12 protein-coding genes are annotated in these 17,435 nt (G+C 52.1%); 5 read left to right on the forward strand and 7 right to left on the reverse strand.

Annotation, left to right across the window (positions count from 1 at the left end):
* Window positions 1-12 precede the first annotated feature (12 nt).
* The gene (locus M1D61_RS19770) at window positions 13-2,091 is read left to right on the forward strand and encodes an ATP-dependent helicase (protein ID WP_458120274.1); all 2,079 of its coding nucleotides are present in this window, start codon (window positions 13-15) and stop codon (window positions 2,089-2,091) included.
* A 117-nt stretch (window positions 2,092-2,208) separates the two neighbouring features.
* On the opposite strand, the gene M1D61_RS19775 is transcribed toward M1D61_RS19770, so the two are convergent.
* The 4 genes from M1D61_RS19775 to M1D61_RS19790 all read right to left on the reverse strand — a co-directional run bounded on the left by M1D61_RS19775 (window position 2,209) and on the right by M1D61_RS19790 (window position 8,116).
* Window positions 2,209-2,916, reverse strand: coding sequence for a hypothetical protein (locus M1D61_RS19775; RefSeq protein ID WP_458120275.1), 708 nt, complete (start codon window positions 2,914-2,916; stop codon window positions 2,209-2,211).
* 146 nt (window positions 2,917-3,062) lie between these two features.
* On the reverse strand, window positions 3,063-4,004 hold the full coding sequence (locus M1D61_RS19780) for a M15 family metallopeptidase (protein WP_458120276.1): 942 nt from the start codon (window positions 4,002-4,004) through the stop codon (window positions 3,063-3,065).
* A 78-nt stretch (window positions 4,005-4,082) separates the two neighbouring features.
* The gene (locus M1D61_RS19785) at window positions 4,083-4,973 is read right to left on the reverse strand and encodes a hypothetical protein (RefSeq protein WP_458120277.1); all 891 of its coding nucleotides are present in this window, start codon (window positions 4,971-4,973) and stop codon (window positions 4,083-4,085) included.
* Window positions 4,970-8,116, reverse strand: a complete 3,147-nt coding sequence (locus M1D61_RS19790; RefSeq protein ID WP_458122567.1) for a DEAD/DEAH box helicase — start codon at window positions 8,114-8,116, stop codon at window positions 4,970-4,972. The genes M1D61_RS19785 and M1D61_RS19790 overlap by 4 nt, the downstream gene beginning before the upstream one ends.
* Before the next feature lie 235 nt (window positions 8,117-8,351).
* Here M1D61_RS19790 and M1D61_RS19795 point away from each other — a divergent pair, with 235 nt between their 5' ends.
* The 4 genes from M1D61_RS19795 to M1D61_RS19810 all read left to right on the forward strand — a co-directional run bounded on the left by M1D61_RS19795 (window position 8,352) and on the right by M1D61_RS19810 (window position 13,196).
* Window positions 8,352-9,056 (forward strand): copper homeostasis protein CutC, encoded by a 705-nt coding sequence (locus M1D61_RS19795; RefSeq protein ID WP_458120278.1) that lies wholly within the window; start codon window positions 8,352-8,354, stop codon window positions 9,054-9,056.
* A gap of 353 nt (window positions 9,057-9,409) precedes the next feature.
* Complete coding sequence (locus M1D61_RS19800; RefSeq protein WP_458120279.1) at window positions 9,410-10,762, forward strand: MATE family efflux transporter; 1,353 nt, start codon at window positions 9,410-9,412, stop codon at window positions 10,760-10,762.
* A gap of 15 nt (window positions 10,763-10,777) precedes the next feature.
* Entirely contained in the window at window positions 10,778-11,368 is a 591-nt protein-coding gene (locus tag M1D61_RS19805) for a TetR/AcrR family transcriptional regulator (RefSeq protein WP_458120280.1), read from the forward strand.
* Between the two features lie 52 nt (window positions 11,369-11,420).
* Window positions 11,421-13,196 carry an ABC transporter ATP-binding protein gene (locus M1D61_RS19810; RefSeq protein ID WP_458120281.1) on the forward strand — a complete coding sequence of 592 codons (1,776 nt, stop codon included), beginning with the start codon at window positions 11,421-11,423 and terminating at the stop codon, window positions 13,194-13,196.
* 5 nt (window positions 13,197-13,201) lie between these two features.
* Here M1D61_RS19810 and M1D61_RS19815 read toward each other — a convergent pair whose 3' ends face one another.
* The 3 genes from M1D61_RS19815 to M1D61_RS19825 all read right to left on the reverse strand — a co-directional run bounded on the left by M1D61_RS19815 (window position 13,202) and on the right by M1D61_RS19825 (window position 17,355).
* Window positions 13,202-13,336, reverse strand: coding sequence for a hypothetical protein (locus tag M1D61_RS19815; protein ID WP_458120282.1), 135 nt, complete (start codon window positions 13,334-13,336; stop codon window positions 13,202-13,204).
* A gap of 355 nt (window positions 13,337-13,691) precedes the next feature.
* Window positions 13,692-14,621, reverse strand: a complete 930-nt coding sequence (locus tag M1D61_RS19820) for an ROK family protein (protein ID WP_458120283.1) — start codon at window positions 14,619-14,621, stop codon at window positions 13,692-13,694.
* A gap of 289 nt (window positions 14,622-14,910) precedes the next feature.
* A complete protein-coding gene (locus tag M1D61_RS19825) occupies window positions 14,911-17,355 on the reverse strand; it encodes a glycoside hydrolase family 31 protein (RefSeq protein ID WP_458120284.1) in 2,445 nt (814 codons plus the stop codon).
* Window positions 17,356-17,435: the final 80 nt, after the last annotated feature.

Below are 17,435 nucleotides of genomic sequence, written 5' to 3' on the forward strand. Positions count from 1 at the left end.
GAAGATTACCTGTTGAAAGACACGATGACCAAAGAAGCACTCCGACCTCAAGGTATCCCTGTGCATACCCCGCTGCCGGCCGCCAAACCGGCTCCTGCCGATACAAGTATTACCCTGGTTCCCGATGATGCGGAGGATGCAGCCTTTTTCCGCGCACTGGAACAGCAGGGCATTCTGCTGAATGCTCCGCAGATCGAAGCGGTGCGCCATGGAGAAGGACCGCTGTTGACTCTGGCTGGTGCAGGCTGCGGCAAAACGACTGTATTGACTGCGCGTGCCGGCTATCTGTTATCCGTACGCAAAGTCGATCCGAAGCATATTTTGCTTGTTACTTTTACGACCAAGGCTGCGGCCGAGATGAAATCACGAATCGCTGCCCTGCCTGGTGTCACAGCCAAAACCGCACGTGCGATCGAAGCGCGTACATTTCATGCGTTCGGTCTGCTGCTGCTGCGCCGATACGGCAATCTCAAGGACGAAATTTTTGGAGATGCCCGTGCCCAGCATGCGGTACTCCAGCGTCTGCGCCGGGAGATTGGCTCTACCAGTATCACTCCGCCGGAGACCCTGCTGGCTACCCTGTCAGCGATCAAGCTGGAGGGCGGTACTGCGGATGATCTGCCCAAGGATACACCGGAAGAACGGGATCGCTGCGCCCTGCTGTGCCGATATGAAGAATGGAAGCAGGAACACCGTCGAATTGATTTTGATGATATTTTGCTGCGTACCGAGCAGCTGCTCCAGGACCCGAATCTGCTGGCGATGCTGCAGGATCGGTTTCGTTATATTATGGTGGATGAATTCCAGGATACGAACCGGCTTCAATATGAGATGGTTCGCCAGCTCGCGGCTGTTCACCGCAATCTGATGGTGGTCGGTGACGATGACCAGACGATCTATTCCTTTAACGGGGCCAGACAGGAATATATTCTTGATTTCCCCAAGGAATATCCCGGCACACGCATCATTGCGCTGGATATTAACTATCGCAGCCATCCGCAGATTCTGGGACTCGGCGTCAAACTGATCGCCCGCAATGAAGCCCGTCATGACAAGACGCTGCAGGCTGGAGCTTCGGTCGGTCAGAGCCCCATGTATATACGGCCGGCCCATGCCGATGAAGAAGCGGACGAGATTGTGAAAAGGCTCAAAAAACAGCAGACTGATGGCCGTTCGCTGGGAGATGTCGCTATTTTGCACCGGACCGTCAGCGGCACACGGGCGATCGCCGAGCGGCTGCTGATGGAGGATATTCCGTTTATCCAGTACGGGGAAGCACCGGTATTCTATGATCACGCGCTGATCCGGCCGGTTATGGACCATCTGCGGCTGTCCGTCAATTCACGGCGGATGGATGCGCTGCCCGGCGTGATTGGTCCCCTGTACATTTCAAGAGATGCCGGCATAGAGCATATTATGCAGCAGGAACAGAAGCAGGCCAAGAAATACCCGCTGATCCACCTGTTCCACTGGGAACGTCTGCAATCGTTCCAGCGCCAGCAGGTCAAAGACCGGATCGTCTTCCTCAAAAAGATCAAGGAAATGAAGCCGCTCTACGCGATCCGCGAGATCCGCCGGGTATTTTACGACAAGTTCGCCAGCGCGGACTTTAGCGGACCTGCCACACGGCATAAGGATAACATCCGCGAGACTCTCGATGAGCTGGAAAGTGCAGCCGGCAAATTCGCCACGGTCGAAGAAATGGTCAAATTTGCCGATGAACTGTCTACCAAACGAGAGCAGATGATCGAGCTGATGAAGCAGGAAGCGCCGGAAGGTGTGCATCTGATGACTGTTCACCGGGCCAAGGGACTGGAATTCCCATGCGTCTATCTGCTTGGCGCATCGGAAGGCATCCTGCCGCACAAAGCTGCCCTGCAGGAAGAAGCACCCGAAGATGTCAAAGCCGGACAGGGCGTCACCGGACCGGACCCCGAAGGCAAACTGATGCAGGCTGCCCTGGAGGAAGAACGGCGAATCGCCTATGTCGCTGTCACCCGGGCCAAGCATGAACTGTACATCTCCTCACCCGTGATGCATCATGGCAAGACAGTACCTCCTTCGCGCTTTTTGCTGGAAGCTTTTCAGTGAAATAATTGGATGGGCACTATCCATTGTGTACCGATCCTCACCCATAGCAAATACAAAAAAACCTGCCTGCTGAACATACTCAGCGGCAGGTTTTTTTAGGTTATAGGTAACAAGAGATCAGGAAGCTATAGGCTCCAGCGTGATGTCTTCGACTCGCAATACACCGGACTGCCAGCTGTACTGCAGGATGGCTGCAGCTACCGCTTCTCCACTGGACATCTGGGCAGCCACTTCAGCGTTCAGCAAACCCTTGTCATCCACATAATAACGAATCACCGAGCCAAACTGCGGCAGCTCTGCAGAGTGGACTGTATTGACCGGCAGGGAGACCGGTGATTGTCCGGGTACACGGGCCTGTAAAATCTGCTTGCCTTCCTGATGCAAAACGGAGAAGGATACCTGCTCACGCGTATAGTCCAGCGGATCCTGTACCTCCAGCTCCTTTGTACTGTTCCAATCCACAATATGCGGCTCGGTAATGTACGTCCCCGTGCCATATCCTCTGGTCGTAATAACGATGGCTTCTTCTCCGCCATCTCCGTTCAGATCGGTATGATAGACCAGCGGCTCATAGCCGGGACTGCTGACCGTCTGCCATTCATACTGCCGGCTGCTGCCGGTTTTTTCATTTTCAACGGTTATATGGTGATAGACCCCATCGCTGTTCTGACTGGCATACAGACGAATTGGACCTTCCTGAACCAGTGGCGCAGCTGACGTCCGGGCGGGCGTAGACGAATCATCCGGTGCCGGACTGAATGTGCATCCTGTCGCTTCCAACAGCGTGAAAGCGGCAAGTATCGTCAAAAACCGCCGATGGTTCATGAATGTTCCCCCTTTGCTCTGAAGATAAATGCAGATCACCATACCAGCCTCAGAATAAAGTAGGATTATTATCGCTTATTTCATAAAAGCTGAATTCATTTATGGGGTGAATCTGAGTGTGTTGGACAGGCTTGCGTCATTTCAGTTTACTGCTTGATCTTGCCCTGGTCAAAATATTCTTCCAGTGTCAGATCCTTGGCAGTGACATCCTCGGCCAGTGCTTTGCCGATATAGCGGATATGCCATGGCTCCCACGTATAGCCGGTGATATCATCCGCGCCTTTTTTGTAGCGGATGACAAATCCATATTCCGCTGCATGCTGCTTCAGCCATTTGCCTTCTGCCGTTTTGCCAAAGCTCTGCTCCAGTCCATAACCGATCCCCGGTCCGGAGACGTCGATTGCCAGCCCGGTCTGATGCTCGCTTGTACCCGGACGTGCGCTTACACGGTCTGTATATTCTTTGCCTTTGGTAGCAACATTATTATTGTAAATGGATACCTGGCGTTTGTAGGAACGGTAGGCGGATACCGCGCGCAGATCTAGTCCGGCCGACTTGGACGCTTTGAACAGCTCTTCCAGTGCTCCGGCGGCTTCTTTGCGCATATGGCTTTTCTCCAGTACACCGTCGTAGGAGAAAGCTACATCGGGCACGACCAGATCCGGCGGCTCGTAGCCTTCCGGCAGGTAACGGTTCTTGTTGACGATGACGGTCATGGACTCCGGATTGGTGACCACGTCTTTGCCTTTCACCTGTTTGATGGTCGACTGCAGGGAACTCTTTTCGCGCTGTACAGTCAGATCCTTACTGCTGTCGGTAGAAGCAGCCGACTGCTCACCACCTGCTGCGGATTGACCAGATGCATTACCGGTCGGAGCTGCAGCAGAACTGCCGTCTGCATTTCCTTTTGCCTCGCCTGCTGCAGGTGCGGATGTGCTGCCTGTCTGGGAAGGAGTCTGCGTCTTCGGCGCGGCGGCTGAATCGGTACCGCCATCTGCTGCACCGCAGCCTGCCAGCAGCAGACCGGACATGAGTACTCCTGCAGGCAGCATGACTTTCCAACCTGCCCGTTTTTGCTTATCCATCATGATAAATCTCCTTTGCTCACTGCCTCCATCAGGAAGAAAACAGAGCCGGTTGTACATACCGGCTCCATACGGTGATCCTTATTTTTTACCCTGCCGGGACAGATGGCGCTGTCTGATACGATCGGCCACTTTCCGGCGTACTTCTTCATATCCGTCCATGGCACCTTTGACTTCAGGCAGCAGCTTCTGCAGATTCGGCATCGTCTCCTCGCCGGGAGAAGGCGTATATACAACAACTGTAGCATTTTTCTTCAACTGCTGCTGCCAGCTTTTATTGGCATTTTGTAAATATTCTTCGACTTCGGCCAGACCTTCTCCGGTCTGATGCAGCGTTCCTGCTGCGGCCGATTCGGCGAGCAGACTGCCTAGACTCGGTTCATCGGACAGGGCCGAAGCGACTTCGTCTTCCTGCTCGGAAATGTTCCATTCGGCAGGTGCGGGCAGTTGCTGTCCCCACTGCTGCCAGATCTCGTGCAGCAGCTTCTCCGTATTCCAGCCGGCCAACTGCCAGGCGAGCAGCGGCTGCTGTTTCAGCTGCTCGGCAGCCTGCTTCAGCAGTACCTGAATCTGCTGTTCATCTCCCTGTGTATCCTCAGCTTTTACCCGGTAAGACATCAGGTCTTCACCGGTATTCAGATAAGGGGTACATGCGCACAGCGCTTCGGCGATCGTGGCATCCGGCGCCAGCTCCTGTACATATTCCAGTCCGATTGCAGACAGCAGGGAAGGAGCAGCTGCATCCTTTCCCTCCATTTCCTCACGGAACACATCACGCAGCAGCAAATATACATTCTGGGCGGATGCGCTGAGACGGTTCAGCAAATGACGTTGTTCTTGTTCAGAAGGAGGCTGAATCCGAACTGTCACTGGCCCGGCGGATACCTTGGGATCGTCAGCCTGCTGAACGGTTCCACGAATCAAGCCTGCTGCGATCTCGCAGTCCTGGGCTGTCCATTTTGGTGTACTCATTCGTCAGCCCCCCATTCTGCAGATTGCAGGGATACGAGCTGCTTCAGCTCTTCATCCGACATCTCGGTCAGCCACTGCTCCCCGGCACCGACAACCTGCTCTGCCAGTGATTTCTTGCTCTCGATCAGTTCATCGATCCGTTCCTCCAGCGTTCCCTGACAGATCAGCTTATGCACCTGCACATTACGCTGCTGCCCGATCCGGAAGACACGGTCTGTCGCCTGGTTCTCTACCGCCGGATTCCACCAGCGGTCATAGTGAATAACATGATTGGCACGGGTCAGATTCAGCCCGACGCCGCCGGCTTTGAGTGACAGGACGAACAGCGGAGGACCTTCCCCCTGCTGGAACAGACTGATCATTTCATCCCGATTGGCCTTGCTGACACCGCCATGCAGGAAGAATGGCTCCTCGCCAAAGTGCTTGCTCAGCCGCGCGGTCAGCAGTTCCCCCATTTCGACATACTGGGTAAATACGAGCGCAGCTTCCCCGCTGTCGCGGATCATATCGAGCAGTTCGATCAAACGCGCCATTTTGCCGGAGCGTTCCTGCTTGCCAGTGTCGCCCTTGCCGGTATTGTGCAGCAGATACGGGTGGTCACAGATCTGCTTGAGCTTGGTCAACGAGGACAGCACAATCCCTTTACGGGTGATACCTTCCGTATTGCTCATGCGTCCGAGCATATCGGAGACCACGCTCTGATACATGCCCGCCTGCTCGACGGTCATATAACAGTAGGACTTCAGTTCAATCTTATCAGGCAGATCGCGGCGGATGTCCGGATCGCTCTTCAGGCGGCGCAGCATGAAAGGAGACACCAGCTTGCGCAGTGTGGACAGCTTGTCCTCCATCTCCTGACCGACGCCTGCATTATAATTGTGCCGGAAGGAAGAAGCCGTTCCCAGATAACCCGGATTGAGGAACTGGAAAATGGACCACAGTTCACTCAGACGGTTCTCCACCGGTGTACCTGTCATGGCAATCCGGTGCGGCGCATTCAGCTTCATTACACTTTGCGCCTGCTTGGTCCGGTAGTTTTTAATATACTGTGCTTCATCGAGTATGATCGATGCCCATTCGATCTGTCGCAGGTCTTCGCCATCACGACCTGCCAGATGATAGGTAGTCAGTACGATATCATGAGATCTCGCTTCGGCCGCGAACTCTTCGCCGCGCGGACGGCGGCTGCCATGGTGAATGTACAGCTGCAGTTCCGGTGCGAAGCGCTCCAGCTCACGCTGCCAGTTGCCCAGCAGTGAAGTCGGGCAGACGATCAGTCTCGGTGCGGTCACCGGTTGATCCAGGATGCAAGTGATGACCTGCACCGTTTTGCCGAGACCCATATCATCGGCCAGACACGCACCAAATCCCAGATCACGCATCGTGGCGAGCCACTGGAATCCGCGCTCCTGATAAGGACGCAGCGTACCATGCAGACCCTCCGGTACGGTCCGTTTCTCCACATCGCGCCATCCGCTGCCTTCCATCAGATTCGTCAGCATCGGATTGGTCTCAATCTCGAAGATATGCAGCCCGTTCCAGAGCGCATCCTCTTCTTCCGCGTAGATATGCATCAGTTCATTAAAGGAAATCTCGCCTTCCTCATGGCGGCGGATAAAGCGCAGTACCTGCTTGATCTCATTCAGATCCACTTCGATCCAGCCGCCATCGAGCGGAATAATCGGCACTCCGTTTTTGACAATCTGGGCCATCTCGGCAGCAGTCAGCGTACGGCCATCCAGTACGGCCTGCGGTTCAAAGGAAACCATCTGCTCCATCCCGAGTTTGGAACTTTCATTGGTATTGCGATTCTCCTGCGGCTGAGGCGACTTGACCTTCAGCTTCAGGCCGGCACGCTTCTTGCCCTCACGTGTCCAGCGAGAAGGAATCTGTACGGTAATGCCCGCTTTGCGCAGACGCGGTACATCTTCCTTAAGAAAAGCATAGACATCGCCCGCTTCCATCATGCCGCCTACCGGACTGGCCGTCCGAATAAACAACGATACAATCGGGGAACACTCTGCAGCGCGACCCAGCTGCATCAGCAGACGCTGCTGTACATGTTCATACGTGCGTCCCCGTACAATCATACGGTTCTCCGCCTGCTTCCACAGCATCGCCGCCGGAAGCAGTACCGCCGGATCGGACTCGTCTGTTGCCCAGAAGGACATCCGCCACTGCGGCAGCATATCCGAAGGCATCTCGGCAGCCTTTTCCCGGCTCTCCAGCGGCGGCTCCAGACGAACCACGAGACCCAGCTCGCCGATACGTTCCTCCAGAATTCCCGCCTCGGGAAGCGGCACTTCCGCTCCATTATGATCCCGGATCACTTCTTCCAGTTCTGCCATATCCTCGGCGGTTCCCTGAACAGCCAGTTCGGCTGTCGCATCAAACATGGAATTCCACCAGAGGTGTGCATGCGGGGAAGATCCCCTGCGGTAATTCGCCTGATAAGCGCGGAACTTGCCGTAGCCGGCATCCCGGAACATTCGGCGAACTTCCGCATCGATCATCGCCACCAGAAAAGAGTGCAGCACTTCTGCACGAGCCTGGGAGATGCCCGACGGCTCTCCTCCCGTGAACAGCGACAAGGCCGACAATCCGATCATCGGAATCGACTCTGCCAGACGGGCAAACATCTCCCGATCCTCGCCGACCAGCAGCGGCTTCCATACGCCGCGCAGCGACGCCTGAGAACTGCGTCGGCCAGTACCGGCAATGACACGGCTGTCCGGCAAAATCTTGCCTTCCCGCAGCAGTTTCTCGGCGAATTTCGCAGCAATATGCCAGTACCGCATCTCTGCACCAGCCTGAATACCCTGACGGGCTACCAGCTTCTCATCCCATTCGAGCAGCAGATCATACGCCTGCTCGGCCGAGAGCGCCAGTCCTTCCACCATGCGTCCGGGAAGCCTTTTATTGCGGCCGGCCCGGCGTGAAAATGTCTCTTTGGACGCAGCATTGACCGGTCCCGACTTGAGCTCGGCCAGTCGCAATCCCGATTGGGCAAAAGGACGCCGCCCTACCGGCAGTTCCATCCGGCGCATGACTTTCATCCATGCATCCACTTTGGGTTCCGACATTTCACCGGAAAAACAAAAAAATACGTCTCCAATCCATATTCCATATAACGGTTGATCCATCATTGTCTCCCGTCCATCTCGGTCAAATCTTTACGATTGTAATAGTTAGTGTGTATTCTCATAACAGGATATTCCTCTCCTTACACGTAAGCAAGCTTTCAGGCCATCCTGTGCATGGCATCTGCTTTCCGGATAAATGCAAATAAAGCAGGTATCTTATCCATTATAAGGTTGGATGTTCGAAAATTCCATATACACTGTTAAAAATACAATAATTATAAGGGAGAAAATGATCATGACAAATGCCATTTTGCTCGAAGTTATCGCCACTACTGCGGAAGATGCACGAATCGCAGCCGCTGTCGGAGCGGACCGGATCGAACTGATTGCCGCCCAGCAGCAAGGCGGATTAACGCCCGAAATGAACCTTGTCCGGCAGATTACAGCCGAGAGCAGCATACCGGTTCATGTCATGATTCGCCCGCACAGTCGCAGCTTTCAGTATACGGCTGACGAGCTGGAGCAGATGGTCCGCGATATCCGCCAGGTCACTGAACACACGCAGGCTGCCGCACTGGTGCTCGGTGTACTGAACGACCGCCAGCAGGTGGATGAGCCTGCCCTGAACCGACTTCTGGAAGCTGCGAATGGTCTGCCGGTTACTTTTCACCGGGCCTTTGACGAGATCCGGGATCAGGAGCAGGCGCTGCATACACTGGCCCGCTATCCGGGAATTACGCGTATTCTTACTTCAGGCGGGCAGCCTTCCATACTGGATGCACGCGACAAGATTGTCCGGCTGGATGAGATCGCCCGCCAGCATCAGATCCGCCTGCTCGCGGGAGCCGGACTGACGCTGGACACACTGGGAGAATTTGTCCGGGATACCGGAGTGCAGGAAGTCCATCTGGGCAGCGCTGTCCGGCAGCAAGGTGATATTCACCTGCCGCTGGATGCAGAGCGAATCCGTCAGGCCAAAGCGATATTGCTGTCCAGCTAACTACAGTATTTGTTCATATAATTATGCTTTTAAGCACAGACTAAAGCAGCCTGTTACCTAATCGTTTTATAATGAAACTCGAATTTCTCCTTCATATTTTAAATTAAGTTTGGTAAGAGTTTTGATTTGAAATAGAAGACTTGAACAGCGTACCACCCTCAAATACTTACTAAAAACCCTTCTGGTCATCTCATGCACATTTGAGGGTGCGTTTTTATATTTAACGTCTAACTATTAAAATTTTCATCATGAAGTAGCAGCGAAGGGGAATATCTGTTAAGATGTATACTGAACGTTCATTCAGTATTATAGACAACAATTTAAAAAGCTGTCTAAAGGAGCTTAAAACCATCATGCAAGAAACGAAAAATGTACATTCCCTGGAAAGTTTATCTGTAGGACGTGCCTTTCTAAAATACTTGATCCCTTCGCTGCTGGGCATGCTGATTATGGGTGCTAACTTTATTATCGATGGCATTATGGTCGGCAATAAATTGGGAGCTGTGGCTTTAGCAGGCGTTGGAATTGCCGGCCCGGCTTATACGCTATTTGCGGCGATGTCGCTGTGGATCGGAATCGGCGGTGCAACCTTGTATTCCCAGGCTATGGGAGAGAAGGATTATGCAAAAGCCAAGCAGGTCTTTTCCCAGTCGCTGACGATCATTTTTGTAGCGACTCTCGTTATCGGGATTACGGCCTATGCGTTCAAAGAACCTTTGGTGTATGCGCTTGGGGCCAATGAAGAAACTTATCCTTACACCTTTGCTTATATGCAGGTCATGCTGCTGTTCGGGTTTATTTTTACAATCGAGAGCGCACTCAGCATTTTTGTCCGTAACGACGGAAATCCGAATCTGGCCATGGCTGCACAGATTACTTTTGCATTGTCCAACATAGGATTCAATTATATTGCTCTATACGTGTTGGATATGGGCGTGCAGGGAGTTATGATCGGAACGTTGTCTGCTGCGTTTGTCGGGCTGTTAGTCCTGTCCGCTCATTTCTTCAAAAAAGATACGCATCTTAAGCTGCGGAAATTCAAATGGAACAAAAAAATGCTGTGGGTCATCTTCCTGGTCGGATTTCCAAGCTTTGTCGCGGAAGTAGGCATGTCGGTCTTTACGGTCGCTCACAACGTGGTGTTGGAGCGACTGGCCAGTACGGCGGGAGTTGCAGCTTTCTCTACATTGAATTATCTGCACGGCGTCATGCTGATGGCTTTCTTGGGATTGGGATCGGCGATTCAACCGCTGATCAGTTACTATCACGGCGCACGGCAGGAAGAACGCAAGCGTCATACGGTACGAATCGCGATCAAAACCGCTCTTGGAATCGGAATCGGACTACTGATCGTCATTCAGCTCTGGGCGGCGCCAATCGTTGGCATTTTCGGCGACTTCCCGACCGAAGTGACAGTTCTTGCGGTAACCGGTCTTAAGGTCTTCTCGCTGGCATACTTATTTATTGGTGTGAATTTCGTGATGATGACTTATTTCCAATCGATTAATCATGTCAAAATGGCGATTTGGGTCACGGCTGCCCGCGAGATTATCCTAATGCTGATCTTCCTTGCAATCCTGCCATCATTCTTCGGAACTCAAGGCGTATGGGCTGCCGTTCCTTTGTCCGAAGGCATTGTTGTAGTGACCATTCACCTCTACTACAACAAGTATTTTGTTCGTACAAGTCTGCTGCGTGAGAATTAAAAAGGAGCGAATTCAGTGAAAAAAAAGCAAATTCAGAGCAAAGAAACCCAAACAAAGTTAGTTGAAGCGGCAAAGACTCTTTTTGCGCAAAAAGGTTACAAAGGAACTTCAGTTGAAGACATTGTAAAGGTTACAGGGGTTAGCAAAGGTAGTATTTATTACCATTTCGTCAATAAAGAAGGTTTGTTTATCTATTTGCTTAAGGAATGGGATCGGGAATACGTCGAGCAATGGGAGGAAAAGGTAGAGCAGTATACGACGGTTGAAGAAACTTTGTTGGCTTTGGTCGAATATCTGCTGGACAGTGATTTGAACCATCCCTTAACGAAGGCAGCAGACGAGTTTTTCGATGAAGAAGGAAGCAGCAATGAAGTGAGAGACGCCATGGAGGCTTATGTGACCAGCCATATTGAATTCAATAGAAAGATGTTGGAAAAGTATATGGCCAAAGGAGAGTTGGCTCAAGGAAATTCTTATATGCTGGCCGTCATTTTGGAAGCCCTGTTTGAAGGACTGGGTGAAATATCCAGATACTCTCTGGAAGAACCAAGGCTGCTCTATCGCCAGGCGATCCATGCCCTGCTCAATGGCATAAAAATTCGCTAAAACATGCAAGAGAGTCGAATTATTCAACAGATTATTGAAGGAGTTCAAAAAAATGCAATACGAATTCGAAAAAGAGCCGATCGGACGCGTAAATAAATCGACGATTCGCTACGTGTACAATCTTATAATGACGATCGGCATGCCCAAAAAGATGTTGGGTGTCGCCGCACTGCTGAGCATCGTTTCTTCATTGACAGGCTTGGTTTGGCCGGTGATGACTGGAAACTTTATCGACCAATTTTCAACAGGGGGCATCAATGCAGGCCTGATCGCCCTTCTGGTAGGTGTTTTTATTTTGGAAGCACTGACTTCGGGCATTTCTTATTACATGCTGGCGTATGCGGGCAACCACACGGTAACCCTGCTTCGCAAGCAGTTGTGGGTTAAAACGCTGTCTCTGCCGGTTCACTTTTTTGATCGGCATCGATCGGCGGACATAATGAGCCGAATCAGCAGGGATACGGACGAAATCCGGACGCTGATTACCGAACATTTGATTTCTTTTTTCTCCAACCTGCTCACGGTAATCGGCGCACTGGCGATTCTGTTCTGGTTAGACTGGCGTTTGACGCTCGTCGTTCTGCTTGCCGCTCCGCTAGGCGCCGCAATCATTATGCCCATCGGAAACAAAATGTACAAAATTTCGATGACGATGTACGAACAGTTGGCGCAGTTTGCTGCCGTACTGACCCAGGTTATTGGAGAAATCCGGCTGGTGAAATCCTCGAATGCCGAAAAGCGGGAAGAAAAAAACGGTTTCGAAAAAGTGGATCATCTGTTCCAGCTTAGCATGAAAGAATCAAAGATTTACGCGATCCTGTCCCCGCTGATGTCCATGATCATGATCGTGCTGCTTACGGCTGTTGTGGCGTATGGCGGCATGCGGGTATCTTCCGGCGATTTGAGTACAGGCGTGCTTGTATCGTTCGTGCTGCTTTTGTTCCAGATCATGCTTCCAATCAATACATTCGCGACCTTTTACTCCAACCTGCAGAAGGTATCGGGAACGGCCGATCGACTGAAGCCTATTCTTGAAGCGGATACCGAAGACGAGCAGAACGGCAGAGGACTTCTGATGCCGGACGAGCGGTACGACCTGGTGTTTCGCGACGTGGAGTTCGCTTATGCTTACAAAGAGCCGATTTTGAAAAAGATCAATTTATCTCTGCGTGCCGGGCAGGTCACTGCGTTAGTCGGTCCCAGCGGCAGCGGTAAAACGACCGTGTTTTCGCTGATCGAACGGTTTTATATGCCGGCCAAAGGACTGATCACTTACGGCGAACAGCCGATAGACGAGTTCGACGTCGCATCGTTCCGGAGCAGGATCGGGTACGTATCGCAGGAAAGTCCACTGGTGCACGGTACGATCCGGGAAAATATCGTATACGGACGTATGGACGAAGTCACTGAAGAGGAAATCATCGAGGCGAGCAAACAGGCGTATGCCCATCATTTCATCGCTTCGCTGCCCAAGGGATACGATACAGAAGTCGGAGAAAGAGGCATCCGCCTGTCGGGCGGACAGAAGCAGCGTATTGCGATTGCGCGGGCTCTACTGCGCAAGCCGGACATTCTGCTGCTCGACGAAGCGACTGCCAGTCTGGACAGCGACTCCGAACACGAGGTACAGAAAGCTTTGGAATATTTGATGCAAGATTGCACGACCGTCGTCATCGCGCACCGGCTCTCGACCATCACGAACGCCGATCAGATCGTTGTGTTGGAGTACGGGGAAGTTACAGGCACGGGACGGCATCAAGAACTGCTCGCCACTCATCCGTCTTATGCAGAATGGACAAACAAGCAGTTCCGGCAGAATCGCGGCTGAGGGTCTCAAGCCTGCGAATCCAGCACGTATGCCTCCGGCGTCACGCCAACGACCGTTTTGAAATCCTTGATAAAATGCGTTTGATCGTAGTCACCGAGCTGTTCGGGCTTTTTTAAAATTCGTTCTCCACTTCGAGCCATTCCAGCTTAGTTTCCAACCGGGCGTTTGTTCTTCTATGCTGAGTTCACGGGTAAGAGGGCATCCGGACGCCTGCTTTCTGGCATCTGCAAGGCCCATAATTCACTTCTTCTTGCAAGTAGTTCCCACCCGATGGTAAGCCGCCTGAATCCGTTTGGAGCCTAAAGTGTCCACGTCAAAGCCAGCCTCTCGAAAAATTCCCCGGGGAAGTTTGCCTTCTTAATAGGTTACAGTTTATTTTGTGCTACTTTTTTTATTATCTTAAAAAGCATACTGTTGTATCTGCACGTTCTCATCCGACCACCTGCAGCCCATTCGCAAATAAAAAGCAGACAGAAATTTATCTGCCTGCTTTTTTTACTTTTTCATCCGGTGATTCTGCATGGCAATCCGGGCAGCCCCGACCATTCCTGCCTGATTGCCGAGCAGCGCCGGCTCCAGCAGTACCGGTCTGCCGCCCAGTTCATCAATACGCTGTACCAGGAGCGGCCACCATGTTTCACGTGTAACAATAACGCCCCCGCCAATAATAACGGCCTGCGGATCAAAGATCTGATCAATATTAATAATGGTACTGGCAAAGTCATTAATCCAGTTATCCAGCAAGTATCGCGCTTCTGCATCTCCTGCCCGTGCGGCATCCATCAGATCGGCTAATCCCCACCCTGCATGGTAATCGGCAGCAATCCGGTTGAGTGCCCGTCCGGAAATGTACTGCTCCACACAGCCTCTTTTGCCGCAGTTGCATGGCAGACCGCCGGGATGCAGAATCATGTGTCCCAGCTCTCCGGCTCCGCCGTACTGACCAGAGATGATCTCTCCATAATGCACCAGCGCTCCGCCTACTCCGGTACCGATCGTCAGCATAATCCAGGAGCGGATAACCGCCGCCGCACCGATCCAGTCTTCTCCCGCTGCTGCTGCATGGGCATCGTTAACGGTATAGACCGGCAGACCGGTAGATTCCATGACCCGTTCCGCCAGGCGCAGCCCTTTCCAGCCGGGAAGATTATCGGTCGCATCGATAACGATTCCTTTTTCCCGGTCGATCCGGCCTGCCGATCCGATACCAATCCCATGGATGGTAATGAATTGTTTTTTGATACTGTCATAGACAATGCTTTTCAATTCATTGGCAATATAGAGGACTCGGTTCAGGATAAATTCCGCTCCCTGCTCCGCCTGGGTAGGCAGCTCCATCCGCTCAATCATCTGACCCTGTTCGTTTACCAGTGCACCCTTGATTCCGGTGCCGCCTATATCTATACCAATCCAGCAAGATTCCATATTGATCATCTCCATGAGCTTAAATGTGTTATGTAGTATCCAGGATATATACAATGTTATCGTGTACTTTCAGAGAAATCGTTAGCTTTCCCTCTAACTCTCGGTTATATCCAATTATATGCCATCCAACGTACCCATTAACAAATTCCATTGTTTACTTATAAAGGTATATACAGCGTATCATAAAGAAACTTGCCATGGAGGAATATGAAAAAAAAGAGCAGGCAGCCGATTGTACCGGCCGCCTGCTCTTCGTTCGTTTCAACCTTGCCTTTCCTTATTCCATAAATTACGCCCGCAGAATCAGCTGTTCCAGCTGACGATCCGGAATCTGGATCAGAATATCTCCGCTGCTGTCATCCAGACTCCAGCCGGTCTGCCCTGCAGCCAGTTCATCCAGTGTAATCCGCTCCAGCTGGTCGATGCCAACTGGCGTGAATGCCGGCTGCCGGAGTGTAAAGCGCAGATGCTCGCGCTGCGCCTGATAGCCATCATCCATATAACGGATCGACAGTGCCAGTGCGCCCTCTTCACCGCTCACCCGGATATGCAGTCTGGAGTATTTGCCATTCTCGTAAGCAAATGTCTCGCCATCATCTTCATACAGCGTATATTCCGCCTGGAACGAATCCTTCGCCTCCGCTCCATAAATATGGAAGGTCACCACATCATCCATCCGGTGGTCGGCAGCATATTGACGCAGCTCCCCTTCGGCAATAATCGCTCCGGCGCGAATATACATCGGCATTACATCCAGCGGAGCAGGTGCCAGAATATGACGTCCGCCTTCATGCTGCTCGCCGGTCCAGTAATCATGCCAGATGCCTTCCGGCAGGTAGACCGTACGGCAATCGGTATCCGGGCGGTACACCGGCGCAATCATTACATCCGGACCGAGCAGGAACTGGTCGCACAGATTAGTCACTTTCGGATCTCTTGGATATTCCAGCAGAACCGGGCGGAGGATCGGCATGCCTGTTCGGGAAGATTCATAGAACAGATTGTACAGATGCGGCATCCATCGGTAGCGCAGGCTGATATACTCGCGAATAATATCTTCCACCTGCTCGCCGAACGACCACGGCTCCTGTCGTATCGTCCCAATCGCCGAGTGGTTGCGGCAGTAAGGGAAAAAGGCTCCCATCTGCGTCCAGCGCACCAGCAGCTGGTCCGATGTATGATGCGCGAATCCGCCAATATCCGGTCCGGCAAAAGGCAGCCCGGACAATCCCATATTCAGAATCATTGGCATCGCCATCGCCATATGCTCCCAGAAGCTGCGGTTGTCTCCAGTCCATATCGCCGCATACCGCTGAATACCCGAATATCCGGCCCGTGTCAGTACAAAGGGACGCCTGCCGTTCATATGCTGCTTCATGCCTTCATAGGTTGCCTTTGACATTAGCATACCGTACAGATTGTGAATCTCCTCATGGGTCATCGGATCACCATCATTCAGATGCATCACATCCGGGTCCATCGTCTTCAGCTCATTGAATACAGCGGGTTCATTCATATCATTCCAGATGCCATCGATTCCGAGCGAAGTATAGAATGCATGATGATCGCCCCACCACTGGGCGGTACGGGTCTCTGTAAAGTCCGGAAAAGCACTGATGCCCGGCCATACATTCCCATAATAAATATCCCCTTCCAGATGGCGGCAGAAATGCTCTTCCTGCACCCCTTCCCGGTAAATCCGGTACTTGGGATCTTTTTTCACTCCCGGATCGACGATCGGGATAATACGAATACCCATTTCCTTGAGCTCGGCGATCATGCCTTTCGGATCAGGGAAACGAATCTTGTCAAAAGTAAACACCCGGTACTCATCCATATAGTGAATATCCAGATAAATCACATCGCACGGGATATTTTTCTCGCGGAAACTGTATGCCAGCTCCATCACTTCCTGCTGGTCCATATAACTGTACCGGGACTGATGATAGCCCAAAGCCCATTTGGGAGGCAGCGTGATCCGTCCGGTCAGAGCGGTATAGCGGCTCACCACGTCCTTGATCTCCGGTCCATATATGAAATAAATATCGTATGATCCGGTCGTGCAGCCAATCGTGTAAGCGACTCCATGAGAGCGCATATCAAAATCCGAACGACCTGGATTGTCCAGAAATATCCCGTAGGTGGAGCCCTGATGCATATGGATTAGCAACGGAATCGATTCATACAATGCTTCGATCTCCGGCATATGCGGAGCGTACACATCGGTATTCCACATCGTATACCGCTCACCACGCTTATCCAGGAAGCTCGACTTTTCGCCCAGTCCATAGAAATGGGAATCTTCCTGCATATTAAACAGCGCATTGGTCGCTCCGCGCGGCGTCCAGCTGATGCTCTCCTGATGGGCAATCTCGTTGCCTTTATGATCTTTCACGATTAGTGCAAACGTTTGCTTATCGAGGGTGACGACAAGCATCGATGTACGAAAAATAAGTTCCTGTTCGCTCTCTTCCACGTCCGGCCTGATGATTTCCCTTTGCGGCAGTACAGCGATTGTCGTCGACAGATCGAGTACACCTTCACCGAATACTTTAAAGCGGAATTCCGCATCCGACAAAAATACCAGTGCAGCTCCGGCATTCTGTCCATGACAGAGATAGGCACCGTCATATTCTCTCCATTCTCTCAGCTGGCCAAATGAACTCCAGACTTCCTGGACCGCTGGTCCATCGACCTTGTCCGGGTGTATTGCTTCGCTCGTATCTTTCATCATCGTATATTCCCTCCATGTGTGTGGTGGTCTGGTACCTACGAATTGCCGAATGACTGAACTTGCTGGCTGTATAACATGCT

Source organism: Paenibacillus sp. Z6-24 (assembly GCF_054161335.1).